At 54.4% G+C, this 20,429-nt stretch carries 15 protein-coding genes, 1 tRNA gene and 1 rRNA gene; 7 read left to right on the top strand and 10 right to left on the bottom strand.

Annotated elements, in window-relative coordinates:
• Positions 1–73: 73 nt before the first annotated feature.
• From MTHE_RS07820 to MTHE_RS07850, 7 genes are all read right to left on the bottom strand, one after another.
• Positions 74–146, bottom strand: a tRNA-Ala gene (locus MTHE_RS07820).
• Positions 147–207: 61 nt separating this feature from the next.
• Positions 208–1,682, bottom strand: a 16S ribosomal RNA gene (locus MTHE_RS07825).
• Positions 1,683–1,983: 301 nt separating this feature from the next.
• On the bottom strand, positions 1,984–3,603 hold the full coding sequence (pheT, locus tag MTHE_RS07830; protein ID WP_011696659.1) for a phenylalanine--tRNA ligase subunit beta: 1,620 nt from the start codon (positions 3,601–3,603) through the stop codon (positions 1,984–1,986).
• 1 nt (position 3,604) lies between these two features.
• Positions 3,605–5,086, bottom strand: a complete 1,482-nt coding sequence (pheS, locus tag MTHE_RS07835) for a phenylalanine--tRNA ligase subunit alpha (RefSeq protein ID WP_011696660.1) — start codon at positions 5,084–5,086, stop codon at positions 3,605–3,607.
• Positions 5,087–5,289: 203 nt separating this feature from the next.
• Positions 5,290–5,988 carry a creatininase family protein gene (locus tag MTHE_RS07840; RefSeq protein ID WP_011696661.1) on the bottom strand — a complete coding sequence of 233 codons (699 nt, stop codon included), beginning with the start codon at positions 5,986–5,988 and terminating at the stop codon, positions 5,290–5,292.
• The gene (locus tag MTHE_RS07845; RefSeq protein WP_175265925.1) at positions 5,985–8,654 is read right to left on the bottom strand and encodes an oligosaccharyl transferase, archaeosortase A system-associated; all 2,670 of its coding nucleotides are present in this window, start codon (positions 8,652–8,654) and stop codon (positions 5,985–5,987) included. Before MTHE_RS07845 ends, MTHE_RS07840 begins: the two co-directional genes overlap by 4 nt.
• Before the next feature lie 293 nt (positions 8,655–8,947).
• Positions 8,948–9,550 (bottom strand): undecaprenyl diphosphate synthase family protein, encoded by a 603-nt coding sequence (locus tag MTHE_RS07850; RefSeq protein ID WP_175265926.1) that lies wholly within the window; start codon positions 9,548–9,550, stop codon positions 8,948–8,950.
• A gap of 118 nt (positions 9,551–9,668) precedes the next feature.
• On the opposite strand from MTHE_RS07850, the gene MTHE_RS07855 reads away from it, so the two are divergent.
• From MTHE_RS07855 to MTHE_RS07875, 5 genes are all read left to right on the top strand, one after another.
• Complete coding sequence (locus tag MTHE_RS07855) at positions 9,669–10,862, top strand: TIGR00297 family protein (RefSeq protein WP_175265927.1); 1,194 nt, start codon at positions 9,669–9,671, stop codon at positions 10,860–10,862.
• Positions 10,859–11,668, top strand: coding sequence for a shikimate dehydrogenase (gene aroE, locus MTHE_RS07860; protein ID WP_011696665.1), 810 nt, complete (start codon positions 10,859–10,861; stop codon positions 11,666–11,668). The genes MTHE_RS07855 and aroE overlap by 4 nt, the downstream gene beginning before the upstream one ends.
• A 121-nt stretch (positions 11,669–11,789) precedes the next feature.
• Positions 11,790–12,665, top strand: a complete 876-nt coding sequence (locus MTHE_RS07865; protein ID WP_175265928.1) for a prephenate dehydrogenase/arogenate dehydrogenase family protein — start codon at positions 11,790–11,792, stop codon at positions 12,663–12,665.
• Between the two features lie 61 nt (positions 12,666–12,726).
• On the top strand, positions 12,727–14,676 hold the full coding sequence (locus MTHE_RS07870; RefSeq protein ID WP_011696667.1) for a glycoside hydrolase family 15 protein: 1,950 nt from the start codon (positions 12,727–12,729) through the stop codon (positions 14,674–14,676).
• Between the two features lie 185 nt (positions 14,677–14,861).
• The gene (locus MTHE_RS07875; RefSeq protein ID WP_011696668.1) at positions 14,862–15,509 is read left to right on the top strand and encodes an adenylate kinase; all 648 of its coding nucleotides are present in this window, start codon (positions 14,862–14,864) and stop codon (positions 15,507–15,509) included.
• Between the two features lie 148 nt (positions 15,510–15,657).
• Here the strand turns inward: MTHE_RS07875 and MTHE_RS07880 are convergent, their stop codons facing one another.
• From MTHE_RS07880 to hisH, 3 genes are all read right to left on the bottom strand, one after another.
• Positions 15,658–15,897 carry a FeoA family protein gene (locus MTHE_RS07880; RefSeq protein ID WP_011696669.1) on the bottom strand — a complete coding sequence of 80 codons (240 nt, stop codon included), beginning with the start codon at positions 15,895–15,897 and terminating at the stop codon, positions 15,658–15,660.
• A 227-nt stretch (positions 15,898–16,124) separates the two neighbouring features.
• Entirely contained in the window at positions 16,125–16,943 is an 819-nt protein-coding gene (gene hisF, locus MTHE_RS07885) for an imidazole glycerol phosphate synthase subunit HisF (protein ID WP_011696670.1), read from the bottom strand.
• Positions 16,937–17,536 (bottom strand): imidazole glycerol phosphate synthase subunit HisH, encoded by a 600-nt coding sequence (gene hisH, locus MTHE_RS07890; protein ID WP_011696671.1) that lies wholly within the window; start codon positions 17,534–17,536, stop codon positions 16,937–16,939. The genes hisF and hisH overlap by 7 nt, the downstream gene beginning before the upstream one ends.
• Positions 17,537–17,696: 160 nt before the next feature.
• Here hisH and MTHE_RS07895 point away from each other — a divergent pair, with 160 nt between their 5' ends.
• Positions 17,697–19,295: an FMN-binding glutamate synthase family protein gene (locus tag MTHE_RS07895; RefSeq protein WP_011696672.1), complete on the top strand. Its 1,599-nt coding sequence runs from the start codon at positions 17,697–17,699 to the stop codon at positions 19,293–19,295.
• Positions 19,296–19,497: 202 nt separating this feature from the next.
• The gene (locus MTHE_RS07900; RefSeq protein ID WP_175265929.1) at positions 19,498–20,415 is read left to right on the top strand and encodes a phosphoribosylaminoimidazolesuccinocarboxamide synthase; all 918 of its coding nucleotides are present in this window, start codon (positions 19,498–19,500) and stop codon (positions 20,413–20,415) included.
• Positions 20,416–20,429 lie beyond the last annotated feature (14 nt).

Raw genomic sequence — 20,429 nt, forward strand, 5'->3', positions numbered from 1 at the left:
GCAAAGCGTATACGTGGCCTCATCTTGATTATCAGCCCTTCCCTGTGGAGCAGTTCTCCACAGGTGCACCCAATGGACTTGCTGGGATTCGGACCCAGGGCCTCCGCCTCGCAAAGGCGGCGCTCTACCTGCTGAGCTACAAGCCCATAGATCCCAGCAACAGGTCAAGTGACGAACCTATCAGCTTCCGGCCGATTTATGCACACTAGGAGGTGATCCAGCCGCAGATTCCCCTACGGCTACCTTGTTACGACTTAACCCCCCTTGCAAAGCCCGGATTCGAATGTATCAAGAGGATACACCCTCATCCGGACCCTACTCGGGTGGTTTGACGGGCGGTGTGTGCAAGGAGCAGGGACGTATTCACCGCGTTCTGTTGAAACGCGATTACTACGGATTCCAGCTTCATGAGGGCGAGTTTCAGCCCTCAATCCGAACTACGATCGGTTTTAGGGGATTGCCTACCCCTTTCGGGGTCGATACCCATTGTACCGACCATTGTAGCCCGCGTGTAGCCCGGGGGATTCGGGGCATACTGACCTACCGTTGCCCACTCCTTCCTCCGCTTTAGCAGCGGCGGTCCCCACAGAGTACCCGCCTCCCCGGAGGGATCGCTGGCAACTGTGGGCGTGGGTCTCGCTCGTTGCCTGACTTAACAGGATGCTTCACAGTACGAACTGACGACGGCCATGCACCACCTCTCAGCGAATCCGGTAAGGTCTTCAGCCTGACCTTCATATTGCTGTCGCCCCCGGTAAGCTTTCCGGCGTTGAATCCAATTAAACCGCAGGCTCCACCCGTTGTGGTGCTCCCCCGCCAATTCCTTTAAGTTTCAGCCTTGCGGCCGTACTTCCCAGGTGGCTCGCTTCACGGCTTCCCTACGGCACCGACCACGGTCGCACCGTGGCCGACACCTAGCGAGTATCGTTTACGGCTAGGACTACCCGGGTATCTAATCCGGTTCGTGCCCCTAGCTTTCGTCCCTTGCCGTCGGATCCGTTCTGGTGAGACGCCTTCGCCACTGGTGGTCCCTCGAGGATTACAAGATTTCACCCCTACCCCCGAGGTACCTCTCACCTCTCCCGGTCCCAAGCCGACCAGTATCCCCTGGCAGCCTGACACTTGAGATGCCAGATTTCCCAAGAGACTTAGTCGGCCGGCTACAGACCCTTTAGACCCAATAATAGCGGTTACCACTCGAGCCGCCGGTGTTACCGCGGCGGCTGGCACCGGTCTTGCCCGGCCCTTGCTATAGACTGCTTTTTAGGCAGCCCAACAGCCAGGTTTGTAACCCAGCACTCGAGGTCCCCTTATCGCGGTTGCCCGCATTGTAAAGTTTTCGCGCCTGCTGCACCCCGTAGGGCCTGGATTCATGTCTCAGAATCCATCTCCGGGCTCTTGCTCTCACAACCCGTACCCGTCGTAGGCTAGTAGGTACGTTACACCCACTACTACCCTGATAGGCCGCAGACCCATCCTGAGGCGCCGGAGCCTTTCTGCCAGAACCCATTCCAGGAGTTCTGACATATCTGGAATTACCCCCAGTTTCCCGGGATTATTCCAGTCCTCAGGGCAGGTTGTCCACGTGTTACTGAGCAGTGCGCTATGCCCTTTCGGACATTCAACTCGCATGGCTTAGTCGGACCCCGATAGCAGTAACCTCTGGCAGGATCAACCAGTATTACCATCGGCCGGAATTGGCTGGGTCGCCACTTGACCAACGTCAGACAGGGAGCTCAAACTCCCGTCTCCACCCCAACAAAATGTACCGCAGAGCGGAAACCAGTGCAATCATCCAGGCATATCTGCCCGTCTGCACCGCGCCTCTCTCCGCGATCAACTCGCCACATCTTGGCCCTCGAACCTATTGCATCGTAGTATATAAACATTTCTACGACCAAACCATCAGAGTGCTGTGATACAACGGAGCCCAAGCGTATGGGATCGTGGTCGTTTTGTCTCATCATCCACTGGCCTCAATGCTTATAGTGATAGCTCCAGCTCCATTCCGACTACAGGATGCTCCAGTCCAAACGCAGAGATCACCTCTGGATGGATCTCGCCGAAGCATCCGATTCTGGCCCCATTGAGCATTAGATCCGCGCCCCTACCGGGTATGAATGCGCCATCGCTCGACTCTACCACTTCTGCACTGATCCTCAACTCTCTCATGATTGCGGAAACCAGAGAGCTAATCTCCGCGAATCCGGCTCCGCTGTGTATCGAGACCGCGCTTAGGTGGCACTTTGTTCTCCCATCGATGACCACATCCCCCACCGCGAAGAGTCTCTGTGGAAGAGCATGGTGTTGATTGAGGGAAAGGATCTCCATCAGCCCCGGAAGTACAGCCGTTCTTATTATGGTGTGAAGCTCGCTTATCGGGTGCATGACGCGCGTGCATTCGCCGGCGCTCCTGCGCATCATCTCGAAGTGGACCTTCTCATTTGTAAGGGTGAATGGCATCACCTCTAGATAGCCCAGACCGACCATCAGATCTCGAACCTCATCCTTGAGCTCCTCCATCGGGTGAGGTCTGCCGATCGTCAGCGTTCTCGGCATCTCTGCCTTCAGATTCTCATAGCCGTAGCTCTTGGCCGCATCCTCTATGATGTCCCAGGTGTGCATTATATCCGCGCGATACGCAGGGACCAGCACCTCAACACTGTCGTTGTCAAGATGGCGTGCTCCGAACCTCATGCGTCTGAGACACTCCGCGAGCTCCTCTGCGGAGAGGTTGAAGCCTATCAGGCTATTCGCCTCTGATGTGGTCACAGTCCAGCGTGCAGGGGAGAGATCCGGGCTGATCCATTCTTTATCAGGGGAGATCATCCTCACGCCCTCTATCCTTCCGCCGCGCTCTGCCAGGGCGGTAACCACTATGTTCAGAGCCCTGTAGACAACAGGATCCGTGCCTGTCACATCTATGAACAGATCTGTTGTATCCTCCCTGACCCTGGTCAGCTCCCCGTTTATTACCGGCGGGAATGACAGGACATTATCATCAGCATCCACGATCAGGGGGAACCTTTCGAATCCATCCAGGATATGACGGTATGCAACACCCTTCGGATGCCGCTCAAGTATCTCCCTCATGCTCATACTCTCATCGAAATCGAGCGGCACAAACCTCCTTTTGTCGGGATCCTCTGCGATGTATCTGAATGGAGGTCTTACCCTGGAGATATCATGAACTCCTATCGCGACCTTCCTCCTGTTTCTCCCGAGACCCCAGTGGAGGTCCTCCTGGAGGCTCATGAGCGACTCTATGAAAGGATCCGTGAACCTGAGGCCCCTGACAACTGCGCATCCTATTATCGGGCGCACACTCTTCACAGACTCATCCACGCGCATCTCAACAGATCCGGTGTGGACCTGGTACTCAGGGAGTCCTGGCCTTATTCCCAGAAAACCCTGCAGCGCCCTGGCCACGCCCTCAGCGCTGTAGAGATCCGGCCTGTCGGGGAAGAACTCCACATCGATGTAATCCGCTTCCGGGCTCTTGCCAATATCTGCACCCATCATCGGCAGCCTTTCAATTATGAGCTCCCTTGAGGCGCCGACCATCTCCTCAAGATCTTCGTAATACAAACGCACGACAGGCATCTCAGACACCCCTGAAGACAGATACGGGAGTATCCCGCAGCCATCCGATATCTGGCTGGTAGAGAAGCCTCAGATCCTTCAGGCCCAGCCGGAGCATCGCCAGCCTGCTCACACCCAGACCCCATGCGAGCACTGGATGCTCTATTCCGAATGGCGCGGTCACCTCGCGCCTGAAGACGCCAGCGCCCCCGAGCTCCACCCAGCCCAGCCCATCTATCCAGACCTCGGGCTCGACGCTCGGCTCTGTGTACGGGAAGTATCCGGGCCTGAACCTGACCTCCTCGAATCCCATCTTTGAGTAAAACTCCTTTAATATTCCGAGAAGATTGCTGAACGTTACGCCCCTGTCCATCACAACCCCCTCAAGCTGCTCGAACTCAGGGGTGTGAGTCGCATCGATGGCCTCACGCCTGTAAACGCGATCTATGCAGAATGCCTTGACCGGAGGGTCGGGGTTGTCTGCCAGATACTTTATTGTTATCGCAGTTGTGTGCGTCCTGAGGACCTCCTGCCTGGCGATCTCCGGATCCCAAACGCCGCCCCATCCTGTGGAACCTATCCTGCCGCCGTGCTCGTGCATCTCCTTCACACTTCTGTAATCAGGGATCTCAGCCCTGCTGTCCAGATAGAACGTGTCCTGCATCTCCCTGGCCGGATGGTCCTGTGGCTGGAAGAGCGCATCGAAGTTCCAGAAGCTCGACTGTATTATCTCCCCCTTTATCTCCGTGAACCCCATCTCGAGCATGATTCTTCTCATCCGGTCCATCAACCGCCTGTACGGATGTATCTTGCCGGGATAGATGGTCTCACCAGGAACCCTGACGTTGTAGGGCCTGAATCTCGCTTCCCTCCATGCGCCGCTCTTTATGATATCCGGGGTGAGCTGGGAGATCTCCTTTACCAGAGTAACAGCTGCGCCGTATCCAGCAGTTTTAGAAATGATCTCCTTGCTCTGAGATAGCACCTGCTTCCCCGCATCTGTTATCTCGTACCTCCAGGATTTGCTCCGCTCCGGTGCCACCAGACCTCTTTTGATCAGCAGATCGATGGCGCTGCCGAGCTCCGACCTGCTCTTCTCTCCCTCAAGAAGCATTTTGAGCGCGATCTCATCCTCCCCCTCGGGAGGCCTGCCCAGCGGTCTCAAAACACCCTTATCGATCCGAACCCAGCCCTTCTTTCGAGCCCATCCTATGGCGATCTTCAGCGCTGGGTCCTGAAGCTCGGATACCGGCTTTCCCTCACCTATCATCTCTATGAGCCTTCTCTCAGGGAGACCTTCATGCGCATATCTTCTCCCCTCCTCGGTCAGCGAGAAACGCTCGATAACCCTTTTGTCCACACTGATGAGCCCGCTCTCTGCAAGAGATTCCGCTGCTGATAGAACAGCCTCTATTTTTATATTAAGACGGTCTGCGATCTCCTGCGGGTTTGAGCATCCATCTGATATGGCCTCAAGAATCCTCAAATCTCTCTCCGATGCCATTGTTTCATCCCACCGGTCCTGTGTACCTGAGACATCTCATGAATAAGTGGTTGAATCTTGTTTATCGTATACAACCTCTCCTTATTCTGAGACGTCCCATGAGATATCATTCAACCTCAGGTACGGCGAAAATACCTGCACCTACAAAAGTTCTGCCCTGATCATTCACATCATGAACAGATGTAAATATAGATAGGAGTGTTTCACACAGAGAAACCCTCCAGCTCGTCTAGCGCCTCCAGAACACCCCGCACAGCCATCTCGAAGTACCTGACCCCCTTCTCGGCGCTCGCACTGCTCGGATCCCCCATGATCCCATTGCCCATGAACTCCCGCACCGATCTCAGGATCAGGTATCTTGGGCGCTTCGGATGGTTCGCGGGCGGGAGGCCCCTGACAAGATCCGGCCTGTGGAGCAGCATTCTTGACGTCTCAATATCTCCCGCGTGGCCATCCCCCGGCGTATCACACCTTATGAGATCAAAGTCGGTCAGCAGGCTGATTCTGAGATCTGTATTGTTCACAGCGCTCTGGCACGCCTCTTTAAGAGATGACATGTGCTGCCCTCCGGCATGCCCTGAGAGAACCATCACGTATCTGAAGTTGCTCTCGTGGAACCCGAGAAGAATGTCGTACACGTAATCTCTCAGGGCGTTGAATCCAACGCTCACAGTTCCTGGAAAGCCCCTCGTACTCCTGCATATGCCGTAGTGCACAGGCGGCGCGACGAAGACCTCGCGCCTCCTCGCAACCTCGTAAGCAACCTCCAGTGCCTGGTGTGTGTCTGTGGTCACTGGGAGGTGCGGACCGTGCTCCTCGACAGCCCCCACAGGCAGTATCACGGTCCTTGTCTTCTTCAGCCCCTTCTCTATCTCAGGCCAGCTCATCTCCCCGAGGATCATACCTCAACGATCCCTCCGCCCAGCACGTCATTCTCTGACACGCGCACCTCTCTGCTCGTGCCGTTTACTGTGAGCCTGTATGCGCCTATGGGCGCAGTGTCAAAGTTCGTGCCCCCGACCACCGGTCCCTCAGTCGAGTACGGAACCACCAGGACAAACTCTCCATTCGAGTCTGTGACATTTGACTGTCTGTAGATGAAAAGCCTCTTCTGGTTCGTCATGATCGGGACCTCGATCACGACCCTCGATCCAGGAGATGCCCTGCCCTTTATCACCGCGCCGGGGACATGCTCGAATGTCTTGACATACCTGTTTCCTTCCGATGTGACCTGTGTTGTGGATTCATGAACAAGCCTGTAGTGCTGCAGCGCCTCGACATACACAGGCGATCTCGCGAAGCTCCTGCTCACAACGCTGACATTATACCCCTCGCTCAGGCTCTCGTTTATGAAGCTCTCAAGCTCGCCCTCGCTCTTAGGTATGAGCGGAGATTTTGTTATGACTGTGAGAGGAGTGCCGTCTGGCATCGTGACTCGTGTGTATGCGATAGCCACCGGATCCTGTGGCTCGACCTCGCTTCCATCAAAGAAATGAAGCCTCGCCACCATCGTCCTGAAGTACTCCGGCATCCAGACCTGTATCGGGACGAGGCTGTCGGCCTGAGGCTGGTAGACCGCGCCTGTGTATCTCGTGAGGGGTATGCTGCTCCACGCGGCAATCGCATGGAACTTGGTGACTGCCATCTCCACATCTGTCATTATGTACCGCGCATTCAGGTAGGGAGATCTGCTCTCGTTCAGGCGGGTGAGCACATCCTCAGCTTCGCTCTCGCTCTCAGACAGGAAGAACGGGGATGACCCAGGTATTCCTGCGGTCTTGCTTCCGATCCCCTCCTGGAACGGGTTGGCATTAGGATACCTGTGGCCTATGGTCTCTATGAGATGCCCGTAGTCCCACCAAGACATAACACCGTATGCTGTCTCTGGATACTGGAAGTACTGTCCCTCTGGAGGTCGCTCGTAAACATTGTAGATATCAAGCCCGGGGTATGGTGTGTTGTTGCGCAGCCACTCGATGGAGCTGACCCAGTCCTGATTCGGCCCAACTGAGTACCTCGCTATTGCATGTGAGCTGATAACGCTCGGATATGCCAGGATTATCACTATGAGTATCACAGCAGCCGCTGACGCAAGCCGCTCAGGCCGCACATCTCTGGTAAGGTTCGATGGCGATCTCGCAAGAACATCCTCTATTTCCCAGAATCCCGCGCGCGCATAGACCAGAGACGCGAGGTAACCGCAGAGCAGGGCGACGTTGACCGCGTAGTAGTAGGCGGAGCGGTTCGCAGCGAGCGTTATGATCAGAGTTACAATGCTCCATACTATGATCAGGAGATATGGTGCTTTTGAGTCTCTCACATATCTGTAAACCAGCATGCCTAGGCCTATGATCGCGATGTAGAACGGAGAGAGTATGCGGATCACTCCCGGGAAGTTCTCATCTATCCCGGTAACCCCCCGCCCGAGGTCCATGTATATGGGCGAGAGCTCTGCGACCGTTGCAGCGCCACCCGTGCGTGGGAGAAGATATGTCTTGAGACCGTAGACAACTGCATTGAATAGCTCGGGAACTGCCAGGACTACTATTATCAGATCTACAACGATAACAGCCGCGATCGATCCCGGGTAGAGTGCCCGTGAGAGTCCGCGTCTCGATACCTCGCGTGATGCCACTGCCATCTCAAAACAGAATATCGAGCCCAGGAGCAGCATCGATGGCTGGAAGAGGGAGTACTGAATCAGGCTGAATCTGTTGTATGAGTGCGCAAAGGGAATTACCATGAGAAAGGCGAAGAACAGGCTGATCGCCCCTATGATCCCCAGATACTCCCCGCTCCTCCCGCGGTAGTGCTCGACCACGCTCTGTATGGTTATCGCGATCAGCAGTATACCCTCGAACAGGATTCCCATGGACCAGGCATCGACGTACAGGCCGAGGGCAATTCCCGCGAGCACAGCCAGAATCAGCGGGCGCCTCACAGAGCTGAGATCCCGGAGTGTCCTGAAGCTCAGGAGTCGACCGCTTCTGAATGCCAGAATGAAGAGCAGCATCGATAGAGTGCTAAGCAGGATCTCAGAGGAGTGATGATCGGTGAACCCGAGAACTGTTCTGGAGAAGAGCTGGCCTGGAAGCACCACTGAGAGCGCAGCTGCTGTTATGCCACAGCCCCTTCCGCCTATCTCCTTTCCTATGTAGTACACTGGAAGTATGAGAAGCGAGCCCATTATCACAGGCCAGAACGCCCCGACCACATCAACCGTGTGAAGATCCGAGCCGCCGAGGCCAACGATCTTGGAGAGCAGAGCAACACCCCAGCTCAGGAACGGCCCGAAGTGGAGCGGCGTCCCGTTCGGAAAGTTTGTGAGCGGATCGAACCATGGGCGCTGCCAGTGGAGGAACGTGGTCTTGGCGAGCATCATGTGATACCATGCGTCGCTCTCGCTGCTGAACCTGACCGCGTCTCCGATAAACACATTCCTGAATGGAACCACAGCCCTGAGGTAGATGGAGAGCAGAAACAGCAGACCAAGACCCACATACCAGTATCTTTCGGGCAGGCGCTTTCTGCTCTGCTTTTTATCTTTGCTATCCTTGTCCTTCTTCATATCCATGGGTCTCCTGCGTTTAGCGATGGAGAGCATATTTCAAGAAGATAAACGTTTTGAGGCTGAATACAAGCAGGATAGCAGAATCTTCGGTTTTGCTCTCATCCAGTTGATGAAGGTCGTGTTCTCGAAAAACTCAATGGCTCTGCTGAAACCGACAGCAAGGACGTGGTATTGAATCTGGAACGATGTGTGGGATTCGATGAAACAGGTTACGGCCAAAGAGATGAGCGGGCTGTCAGGAGTCGGCATGCACTGAAATAATGCTGCTCTGCTTGAGCAGATCCGCCAGTTCATCTTCCAAATCTCCTCTCCCTTCTCTGGAAATCCCTTATTGCGCGCAGGAAGTCCAATCGCCTCAGGGATGCCCAGTCGACATCTGTGAAGTACAGCTCAGAGTACGCAGCCTGCCATATCATGAAGTCGCTGAGCCTTCTGCCACCGGCCCTTATGACCAGGTCCGGCTTCTGCTTGAACCTGAGGTACCGCTCTATGGTATTCCTGTCTATCTCCTCCGGCTCTATCAGTCCTGCAGCAACATCCATGAGAACAGACCTTATGGCCTCTGTTACCTCCCTCTTCCCGCCGTATCCCAGGGAGATTGTGACGCTGATCCCGCCCTTTCCCGTCGATTTTGATCTATCAGCGTCGATGATGCTCACGTCCGCGGGAGCGTCTTTGAGCATGGACTCGAGAGGGGACGCGAGATCCCCTGAGTGCTGTCCTACGTGTATCAGCAGGTTCTCTATGCCGAGCGATGCGCTCCACTCGATCAGATCCCTGAACTTCTCCAGGCCGTGGCCGTCAAACGCTGATATCACAAATGCCACACACCCTGGGATGGGATGGCTCATGATCTCCCTTTCGAGGAGCTTTTCGTACAATTTGTGTATCACATGAATCTCTCCGGCAGCATCGATCGGCACAGATCGATTCTTAGATGCAACACTGCCTGTGTTTCTCGATCATCTCTCGAAGGCAAAGTATTTTTGGTTGGATTGCGACTGGTTGGCCATGCAGAAAGAGGACGCCTTGAGGCTCGCCATAGGGGCGCTGGCATTCCTGCTCCCCGTGACAGGCGTCTTCACAGCAGTTATTCTCGCCATCGTATACATCATTCATCGACCCGCCAGAATGTTGTGTGCATCGCTCATACTGCTTCTGGTCCTCAGAGAGGCGCTGACATACACGCATCTGAATCTCCCGATGTATGTTGTGGCGATATCTTTCATCCTGCCTACTGTGGCCTACACTGTATCAAAGAGGTTCCAGCAGCTCGCGGGCAGCTTCATATACATAATGGCCACTGTGGCGATCGGCTATCCGGCTGCGTACCTCTCCGCACCCTATCTTCTGCAGGAGAAAATACTGTTTATGACCATACTCGGAGGGCTGAGCGGTGCATTCCTCCAGCATGTCTCCAGGGAGATGGATTTCACTGTGCCATTTGGCGCGTGCATGGTCATGTGGCTCTTCAGCTTCGAATACCCGCTTCCTGAGCTCAGCAACATCTTGATGATATACATATTTGCTGTGATTCTGGGAGTTGGAGCTTACTGGGCGAGAGCTGCAGATGTTGATGCAGTGCTCAGCGAGGTGATCATATGCATCCTGGTGGTTCTCTTCGCCGGATTGAAGTGGTTTCTGCTTCTCCTCTGCTTCTACCTTATGGGTGGCGCGTTCACGCGCTACGGGTATTCGTATAAGTACAGCCTGGGAATCGCTCAGGAGAAATGCGGCGTTAGAGGATACAAAAACGTGTACAGCAACAGCTTGGTTCCACTTGTGGCCGCGCTCTGCTATGGTATATACGGCAACGAGATATTCTTCTACGCCTTCCTCGGCGCTGTGGCCACTGCAAATGGAGACACGCTGGCCAGCGAGATAGGTGAGACCAGCAGGTCCAGGCCGCGGATGATAACCACACTCAAGCCCGTGGACCCGGGGGTCGACGGGGGGGTGACACCTCTTGGGGAGATGGCATCGCTGGCCGGCGCTGCAGCCATCGGACTGGTCGCTGTTGCTATAAGCATGACAGGCGCGAATGGTTTCCTGATTGCTATGACGAGCGGTTTTCTCGGATCAAACTTCGATAGCCTGATGGGCGCGGTGTTTCAGAGAAGAGGTCTGCTCACAAACAACGGCGTTAACCTGGTCGCAACGCTCTTCGGCGGGGTTGTTGGATCCCTGATGGGGGTGCTCCTTTGAAGGTGTATGCTGTTCTCGGAGATCCGATAGAGCACAGCCTCTCGCCTGTGATGCATAACGCCGCCTTCCAGGCCATGGGGCTTCAGGCGAGCTACCATGCGTTCAGGGTTAAAATACCAAGGCTGAGGGACGCTATTCTTGGCGCTGATGCCATGGGCTTTGGGGGACTCAACCTGACGATACCCTTGAAGGAGAGCGCGATATCGGTGGTCGAGCCGGACGAGACTGCGGAGGCTATCGGAGCTGCTAACACAGTATCATTCCAAAGAGGGATCCGGGGGCACAACACCGATGGGATCGGCGCGTCACTTGCCCTGAGGCATTACGGCGTGAATGTCAGAGGCGCTGATGTTCTTCTGATCGGCGCAGGAGGCGCTGCCAGAGCCATCGCATACCAGCTCTCCAAAGATGGCGCAGAGATCGTTGTAACGAACAGGACACCTGAGAGGGGGCTGGCGCTCGCGAGTGATCTCGGCCTGGAGTTCCGCCCGTTCGGGGAGATCGATGATCTCGTCAGAGTCTCTGATGTAGTGATAAACGCAACATCTGTGGGAATGCGTGATGGAGATCCCAGGCTCTTTGATGGGAGTATCCTGAAAGCAGAGCAGGTTGTATTCGATATAATCTACAGCAGGGAGACCGAGCTTCTCAGGGATGCGAGGAGAGCAGGAGCGAAGGCTATCGATGGGGTCATGATGCTTGTCTATCAGGGTGCTGCAGCCTTCAGGATCTGGACCGGTCTGGATGAGCCAGTCGACGTGATGGAGGCCGCGGTCAGGGCAGCGCTCGGGCGGCTGAATCTGTAGCATACCAATTGCATCATGGGTGTGCAGTATGGTCGAATGGTGATGCAGGCGCATGTCGGATGTTACCTAATACAAATGGCAGCTTGAATCTTCAGATTGACATTACGAGAGGGGATGGAGAATGAGGAGGATGCTAATAGTTGGCGGGACGGGCGAGACAGGCTCATGGTTTGCCAGGTACTTCAGAGATCGTGGATTCGATGTATGCATTTGGGGGCCGAGCGGAAAGTTCCACGTCGCAGATGCTCTCGGAGTGAGATACGCGCGCGATCTCATGAGCGAGGTGGCGGAGAGTGATATCGTGGTGCTGAGCGTGCCGATAGACAGAACTCCTGAGGTGGCGGGGAGGATAGGGCCAGCGATGAGGAGTGGATCGCTGCTAATGGATCTGACCTCCCTAAAGGTTGAGCCTGTGAGAGCGATGGTTGAGTCCACTCATCCAGATGTGGAGGTCCTCGGAGCACATCCCATGTTCGGGCCGACGATGCCATCGATAAGGGGTCAGACGGTGATAATCACGCCTGTAGAGGGGCGGTGGGGGAGATGGTCATCTCATATCAGGGAGATCCTGGAGAGGGACGGCGCCAGGGTCGAGGTCCTCACGCCTGAGGAGCACGACAGGATGATGGCTGTGGTCCAGGCTCTGACGCACTTCTCATACATTGCTGTAGGCTCAACCCTTCGCGCCCTTGACTTCGACGTCTCAAGGTCGAGAAGGTTCATGAGCCCTGTTTACGAGGTGATGCTCGATTTCGTGGGGAGGATACTTGACCAGAACCCGGAGCTGTATGCATCGATTCAGATGAATCCCTTTGCGAAAGAGGTGCGGAGAGTGTTCATAGAGGAATGTTTGCGACTATCAGACGCGGTTGATCATGGCGATCTCGAGGGATTCATGAGGACTATGAGGGAGGCTGCGGACCACTTCGGCGACACACACAGCGCGCTCCAGCGCTCTGACAGGATTATCAACCAGCGGGCTCAGGAGCGGGAGTGATCTCATCCCGAGAGGTCACTCAGAGAAACTTAAAAGCAATGATAACAATTAATAAAAATATATGAGGCCGCTGCTGTTCGGAAATGGGAGATTACTGATATGCGAGGATGAACTGGGGATCATCCGGGACATTTACTATCCCTATGTGGGTCTCGAAAATCACTGTAACATGATACGTGCAGGGATTTACGACGCGAATCTTCACGTATTCAGCTGGCTTGATGGATGGGGGATTCAGCAGAGATACAAATCATCTTTCGAGGAGAACTTCTTCGAGACTCTGGAGGATCTCAAAACGGATGACCGCGAAAATATGGAGATTGGCTTTTGTGCATCGAACATCGGTGAAACCATCTTCGAAAACCAGTCGTTGGGATTGAGGGTGAGAGTGCTGGATGCGGTACATCCATCATCAAATTATTTTTATAGATTGTTTGATGTGATGAACATCTCGCCATCTTCCAGGGACATCGGTCTCTTCTCAAACCAGAATTACAACATACTGGAGAATAAGATCGGTGAGACAGCATTCGTAGATGGCGATATGTTGATTCACTACAAACGTGATCGGTACTTTCTTCACAGCAGCTATCCGCAGTTCGATCAATATGCTGTAGGGGTTGCTGAGTGGAAGGGAATGCAAGGTACTTGGAAGGACATGGAAGAGGATGGAATGCTGAGCTGCAATGCAGTAGCGCATGGATCCATCGACTCGACTATCAGCTGGAGAATATCAGGCATCAGGCCCGGGGAGTCAAGACGCATACACATGTGGATCGTTGTTGGTAGGGGGCATCGCCAGGTGGTTGATATTCACAGAAAATTGAAAGAGAATGGACCGGCCAACGTCTACCGCATCAGCTTCAATTTCTGGAAAGCGTTTATCGAGCATGTCGATGCTCTTCCAGAGTGCAGGAACCTCCGCGAGCTGCCGGAGAAGGTACAGGATGCATTTTACAGAAGCCTCATGGCTACGGTTGCTCATATGGATGTGAATGGATCGATTATCGCCTCCTGCGATTCGGAGATAAAGCAATTCGGAGCGGATCTTTACACCTATTGCTGGCCAAGAGATGCCTCGTGGGCATGTATAGCGCTGGATAGGGCCAGATATCACCATCTCAGCAAAGAAATTATAGATTTTTTATCTAAAATAATAACTGTGGACGGTTATTTTCTCCATAAATACACACCTGCTGGTGATTTCGGTAGTACATGGCATCCAGTGCCCATGATTCAGCTCGATGAGACGGGCCTGCCTCTTTATGCTCTGTACCACAACTGGCTCATGTCCAAGGATGTCTGGATAATAGGGCGTTACTTTTCATCGCTGGTGAGGCCAGCCGCAGAATTCCTCGTCGGCTCAATCGACAGAACGACAAATCTGCCCGCTGAGAGCTTTGACCTGTGGGAGGAAAGGAGAGGGTCACATGCATACACTGCGGCTGTTGTCCATGCTGGCCTCCGCGGAGCCTCAGAGATTGCGAGGATTTTGGGTAACGAGAAGTTTCACTCGAGGTGGTCGCAAGCTGCAGAGCTCATCAGGCATGCTGCGCTGGATCTTTATGATGACAGCATCATGCATTTCAGGCGCTCCCCTTCGGACTCCACACTTGATGCATCGGTTTTCAGCATCTGGTACTTTGAATTGCTGCCGGCAAACGATCCAAGAGTGGTCAATACGATGCGGGCTATTGAGAGAGAGCTTACCCGCCCGTCAGGAGGCGTTGCCCGTTATATGCACGATACCTATCATGGCTACATGAACAGCTGGATCATATGTACGCTTTGGCTGGCACAATGGCATATCGCAGTGGGAAGCCTGGATCGTGCCCTGGAACTCATAAAATGGTGTTCGGATCACACATTCTCTACAGGCTTGATGCCTGAGCAGGTCAGTGATGATAACACTTTCAGGTCGGTTCTTCCGCTGATGTGGTCTCACTGCACATTCGTTTTGGCAGTCCTGGAATATCTCAGGGCTGTTTCGGATAATCAGCGTAAAGAATAGCGATGCTGTGCATCTGTGGATCACATCGATTAGCCTCTGATTTATTTGAATCGATGTGTATGTCGATCTGGACTGGTTCTCGAACAATTCGCTTCGATCACGAAAGGTTTTTTAACAACGAGGGCTTTAACCCAGACGAGCAAGCGATTCAGATCGCCTGGAGCTTGCGGTAAAGGAGGCTTGATATGAATATAGTTCTGCTCGGCCCACCGGGATCTGGGAAGGGGACCCAGGCCAAGATGATCGCTGAGAAGTTCAATGTGAAGCACATATCCACCGGAGACATACTCAGGGAGCACGTGAGGAACGGAACTGAGCTTGGGAAAGAGGCGAAGAAGTACATGGACGCAGGCCAGCTTGTGCCGGACTCGATACTGATAGGCATAATCAAGGATCGTCTCTCAAAGCCGGATGTGGCTGGTGGCTACATGCTTGATGGGTATCCGAGAACCATCCCCCAGGCAGAGGCGCTGGACAAGATACTGCCTGAGCTGAAACAGAAGATCGATGTAGTTCTCAACATAGATGTTCCCGATGAGGAGCTGGTGAGGAGGCTCAGCGGAAGGCGGATGTGCAAGTGCGGCAGGAGCTACCACATAATCTTCAACCCCCCGAAGGTTCCCGGAAAGTGCGATGAATGTGGAGGAGAGCTCTACCACAGGGACGATGACAAGGAGGAGGCGATACTCAACAGGCTCAAGGTGTACAAGCAGCAGACCCAGCCGCTGATCGATTACTACACAAAGGCGGGCCTGATCGCAAACATTAACGGCGCAGGCGAGATCAACCAGATATTCGATGAGATATCAAAGGTACTGAGCAAGTTCCAGTGATCTCGCAGATCAACCTGTGCTTTTTCCCTATACTTTTTCGTCTTTTCGCAGTGGCCGGACTCGGCAGAGGGTTCTTCATTGGCTCAAATCATCCCCGGCGAGTGACCTCCTCTCCGGCCTGAAGACCAGAGCGCCCCGCTCTTTCCCATCATTTCACATGCTGGGCGAGCTCGACCTGTATCCGCGACGCAATTCCGCGTCCCAGGGATATCTTTGTTCCATTGACATCGACAACAATCGGTCCACCAAACGGCTGGCATGTGATCTTCTTCAGCCTGATCCCCTTCCTGATCCCTATGGCCTCCAGCCGCTTCTGCCAGCCGCCCATTCCTGTGAAGGATTTGACCTCGAGCAGCGAGTTGCATGGCGCCTTTGTGAGCTCTATCATCGAAACCCCCGCGATGCTCCATCGCATATTCTATAAATTTACCGGTCCGATGCGCACTTCGATCGCAGGATCCCTGGAAGAGATGGGCAGACGAACATCAGCTGTTCCCACCTCATGCCCGGCGTGTGCGATGCAGAAATAAATGGCGACTGAGATATGCTGCTTGGACGGCACAGCATCTACATCATCGCAGATGCAGCGCGAGCTCTCGGAGCGATGCTTCGGGCCTAATCGGTGATCCTCACGTTTATTCCGCGTTCGTGGAGATATCTCTTGCAATCCCTTATACTCCACTGGTTGAAGTGGAATATGCTCGCAGCGAGCGCTGCGGATGCATCCGTTCTTCTGAAGACCTCATACATGTGCTCAGGGCTGGCGCATCCGCCTGATGCGATCACAGGTATCCTCACCATTCTCGATACCGCATCGGTGAGCTCGATATCGAAGCCATCGTACGTGCCATCTCGATCCATGCTTGTGAGCAGTATCTCCCCTGCACCGAGCTCCTCAACGCGCCTTGCCCATGCGAGCGCGTCGACCCCTGTGAATCGCCTCCCTCCGTAATAGGAGCACTCGAACCAACACCGGCCGCTTTCAGTGTTTATTGTTATCCTGCCGTCCAGATCCTGATACCTTCTCTTCGCGTCGATCGCGACCACAACCGCCTGGCTGCCGTAGCTCTCCGAGATCTCTCTGATGAGCTCCGGCCTCCTGAGTGCTGCTGTGTTCACAGTCACCTTGTCAGCACCTGCGTTGAACGCATTCCTCGCGTCCTCCAGGCTCGAGATGCCTCCACCCACTGTCAGCGGCACGAAAACATGCTCTGATGTCTTTTTGATGACGTCGAACATCGTCGCCCTGCGCTCGTGGGAGGCTGTGATATCCAGAAATACGATCTCGTCAGCGCCATCCTCGTAGTACCGGGTCGCCAGCTCCCACGGAACCCCTGCGTATCTTATCTGCTTGAATTCGATCCCCTTGACAACCCTGCCATTCGGTACTCCTAGATCGCAATCCAAACACGGAATGATTCTGCGGGCTAGCATCTGACCATCCTCACGAAGTTCTCGAGTATCCTCAGACCCTTCGGACCTGACTTTTCCGGATGGAACTGCGTTCCGTATATGTTATCCTTCGCCACAACCGCTGCGAGCTCCACGCCATAGTGCGTGCTTGCCGCAACCACTCTCTGATCATATGGAATGCAGTGATACGAGTGTACGAAGTAGAACATATCTCCAGGGGATATGCCATCCAGCAGCTCCATACCTTTCTTTATCTCCAGGCTGTTCCATCCCATCTGCGGCACTGTGACGCTCTCAGGCAGCCGCACGACCCTTCCAGGGATCCAGCCGAAGCCTCTGGCTCCCGGGCTCTCCTCGCTCTCGTCCAGCATCACCTGCATGCCTATGCATATGCCCAGAACAGGCGTACCCTCGGTGATTCTCTCCTCCAGAGGCTCCTGAAATCTGCGAAGGCGCTCCGTGCACCTCCCGAAGGAGCCGACGCCGGGTATGACTATTCCTTCTGCACCCCCAAACTCAGGATCTCTCTTTATCTCAGGATCGCCACCTACCTTCAAAAAAGCGTTGTATATGCTGAACAGATTGCCCATGCCGTAGTCCACTATGGCTATCATCTCATGCCCTTCTTGTCATATAATGATCGGAAAATGATAACCTACATCATGTAAATATAGCTTTTGAAAATGCTTTTATAGAAGAAGGAGGGAAGCAGCCTGTCGGCTCTCATCGAGCCATATGCCGAAATCACAGGGTTTGTAAAGAGGGTGTCATGGAATGAACCTTAGAAGGCCGAATGCCAATGAGGCAACAGGGACGTTCAACCGCTCGCGGGATGTCGTCCCGATGTCTGGCATATGCAGCAGGTGCGTGGACGGATGCAGGGGCGGATGCGAGACCTGGCTCTCCTCGTTCAGAGGAAGAGAGGTGCTCTATCCGGGTCCTTTCGGAGAGATCACTGCGGGAGCTGACAAGGACTATCCTGTTGATTATTCGCATCTGAACATACAGGGTTACGCTGTCGGTGCCTACGGTCTCCCTGAGGGTGTTGAGCCTGATCCGGATACTGCGCTCTTCCCGAATGTCAACACTGAGACGGAGTACGGCTGGACCAGGAAGGTGAGGATGAGGGTGCCGATATTCACGGGCGCTCTTGGGTCCACCGATATAGCCAGGAAGAACTGGGAGCATTTCGCAATCGGTGCAGCCATATCTGGCATAACGCTTGTCTGTGGAGAGAACGTCTGCGGCGTCGATCCAGAGCTCGTGCTTGGAAGCGACAACAAGGTCAAGAAATCCCCTGAGATGGACAGGAGGATAGAGACGTACAAGAGGTTCCATGAAGGATATGGCGAGATTCTTGTGCAGATGAATGTCGAGGATACCCGCCTGGGCGTGGCTGAGTACGTATCATCGAAGCACAACCTGGAGACGATAGAGCTCAAGTGGGGCCAGGGCGCGAAGTGCATTGGTGGTGAGATAAGGGTGCCATCCCTGGAGAGGGCCCTGGTGCTCAAGAGAAGAGGTTATGTAGTGCAGCCAGACCCGGAGGATCCAGCAGTTCAGGCGGCATTTAAGGAGGGTGCAATAAAGGAGTTCGAGCGGCATTCGCGTCTTGGCTTTGTCACAAAGGAGGGCTTCCTGAACGAGGTTGATCGGCTCAGAGATCTCGGCTTCAAGCGTATCACGCTCAAGACAGGCGCTTACTCCATGGTTGAGCTCGCGATGGCCATAAGATTCGGCGCCGAGGCGCATTTGGATCTCATCACGATAGACGGAGCGCCAGGAGGCACCGGAATGAGCCCGTGGCCGATGATGAACGAGTGGGGGATACCCACTTTCTATCTGGAGGCTCTTGCGTACGAGTTCTGCGAGCGGTTATCGAAGCGGGGCATGCGCGTCCCTGACCTGGCAATGGCAGGCGGCTTCTCAACAGAGGATGGTGTCTTCAAGGCTATCGCCATGGGCAGCCCCTACGTGAAGGCTGTCTGCATGGGAAGGGCTCTGATGATCCCTGGCATGGTCGGGAAGAACATCCAAAAGTGGCTCGAGACAGGGGATCTACCAAAGACGGTTGCAAAGTACGGGCAGCGGCCTGAGGAGATATTTGTGAGCTATGAGGAGCTCAGGGCGAAGTATGGAGAGGAGATCAAGAACATACCGCTTGGCGCTGTCGCGATCTACACGTACTGCCAGAAGTTCAGGACAGGGCTGCAGCAGCTCATGGCAGGCTCGAGGAACTTCAGCATCTCCTCCATATCGAGGAAGGATCTCATGGCGCTCACAGAGGATGCCGCGAGGATCTCCGGCATACCCTATGTCATGGACGCATACAGGGACAAAGCGCTGGAGATACTCGACTGGATGGGAGAGTGAGGTTCTCCCGTTTTTTTTTTGCTTTCCTGTTTGGCAACTTGAAGGTCAAGCAGGCTGGTTTGTTTCTGGAAGCGCTCTTTAGAATCGCATAGCAGGGCAGTGCTGCCACAGGGAGGTTCTCAGAGCGACAGAAGCTCTGTTACGCAGCTGCAACTCACCGATCAGCAAAAGCGTTATCAAATTCCTGTTGGATCTAGGTGCAATGAACCGCAAGCTTTTGATGAGGGGCAAGGTGAAGGAGGCCTATGATCTCGGCTCCGAGCTGGAGTTCCAGTTCACCGATAACATCTCTGTGTTCGACAAGATCATACCGACAAGGATACCGTACAAGGGCGAGACGCTATGCAGGGAGGGTGTCTTCTGGTTCGAGCGCGCTGAGCGGATGGGCATAAGGAATCATTTCGTCAGATACCTCCCGCCCGCTGGTATGATTGTGAGAAAGGTCAGCATAGTGTCTCCGGAGCGCATAACCCGTGAGACGAAAGGACATCTGATACCTCTGGAGTTCATATGCAGATGGTACGTTGCTGGCTCTCTCTTCGACAGGATCGAGTCCGGGGAGATTGAGCCGGAGGCTCTCGGGTTCCCGCGGGGACGAAAGGTCTCCTTTGCCGAGCAGCTGCCGGAGCCGTACATAGAGCTCTCTACCAAACTGGAGAAGACCGACAGGCTTCTGAGCAGAGATGAGGCGCTGGAGCTCGCAAAGCTCAGCCCGCAGGAGTTCGAGGAGATCACGGAGATAATCATCAGGATAGATGAGGACATCAGGAGATGTGTGGAGCCCCGGGGTCTCATACACGTGGATGGGAAGAAGGAGTTCGCATTCGATGAGAACAGGGAGATCATGGTGGTCGATGTCTACGGGACAGCAGATGAGGACAGGTTCTGGGACAGGGCCATGTACGAGGAGGGGGAATACGTCGATCTGAGCAAGGAGTACGTCCGGAAGTACTACAGGCAGATCGGCTACAAGGATATGCTCTATCAGGCAAGAAGCTCGAAGATGCCGGAGCCGGAGATTCCACCACTTCCAGATGAGATCGTGCAAAGGACGAGCGAGATTTATATCAAGCTGTACGAGAGGATCACAGGCGAGAGGTTTGTGCCCGCAGGGGCATGACTACTTTTTAGACG

It is taken from the genome of Methanothrix thermoacetophila PT, assembly GCF_000014945.1.
GTDB lineage: Archaea > Halobacteriota > Methanosarcinia > Methanotrichales > Methanotrichaceae > Methanothrix_B > Methanothrix_B thermoacetophila.

Excerpts from the sequence above, each read along its gene's own strand:
- pheT (WP_011696659.1), bottom strand. The coding sequence starts at position 3,603 with ATGCCTGTCGTGCGTTTGTATTACGAAGATCTTGAGGAGATGGTCGGC.
- pheS (WP_011696660.1), bottom strand. The coding sequence starts at position 5,086 with ATGGCATCGGAGAGAGATTTGAGGATTCTTGAGGCCATATCAGATGGA.
- MTHE_RS07840 (WP_011696661.1), bottom strand. The coding sequence starts at position 5,988 with ATGATCCTCGGGGAGATGAGCTGGCCTGAGATAGAGAAGGGGCTGAAG.
- MTHE_RS07845 (WP_175265925.1), bottom strand. The coding sequence starts at position 8,654 with ATGAAGAAGGACAAGGATAGCAAAGATAAAAAGCAGAGCAGAAAGCGC.
- MTHE_RS07855 (WP_175265927.1), top strand. The coding sequence starts at position 9,669 with ATGCAGAAAGAGGACGCCTTGAGGCTCGCCATAGGGGCGCTGGCATTC.
- MTHE_RS07865 (WP_175265928.1), top strand. The coding sequence starts at position 11,790 with ATGAGGAGGATGCTAATAGTTGGCGGGACGGGCGAGACAGGCTCATGG.
- MTHE_RS07870 (WP_011696667.1), top strand. The coding sequence starts at position 12,727 with ATGAGGCCGCTGCTGTTCGGAAATGGGAGATTACTGATATGCGAGGAT.
- MTHE_RS07875 (WP_011696668.1), top strand. The coding sequence starts at position 14,862 with ATGAATATAGTTCTGCTCGGCCCACCGGGATCTGGGAAGGGGACCCAG.
- MTHE_RS07880 (WP_011696669.1), bottom strand. The coding sequence starts at position 15,897 with ATGATAGAGCTCACAAAGGCGCCATGCAACTCGCTGCTCGAGGTCAAA.
- hisF (WP_011696670.1), bottom strand. The coding sequence starts at position 16,943 with ATGCTAGCCCGCAGAATCATTCCGTGTTTGGATTGCGATCTAGGAGTA.
- hisH (WP_011696671.1), bottom strand. The coding sequence starts at position 17,536 with ATGATAGCCATAGTGGACTACGGCATGGGCAATCTGTTCAGCATATAC.
- MTHE_RS07895 (WP_011696672.1), top strand. The coding sequence starts at position 17,697 with ATGAACCTTAGAAGGCCGAATGCCAATGAGGCAACAGGGACGTTCAAC.
- MTHE_RS07900 (WP_175265929.1), top strand. The coding sequence starts at position 19,498 with ATGAACCGCAAGCTTTTGATGAGGGGCAAGGTGAAGGAGGCCTATGAT.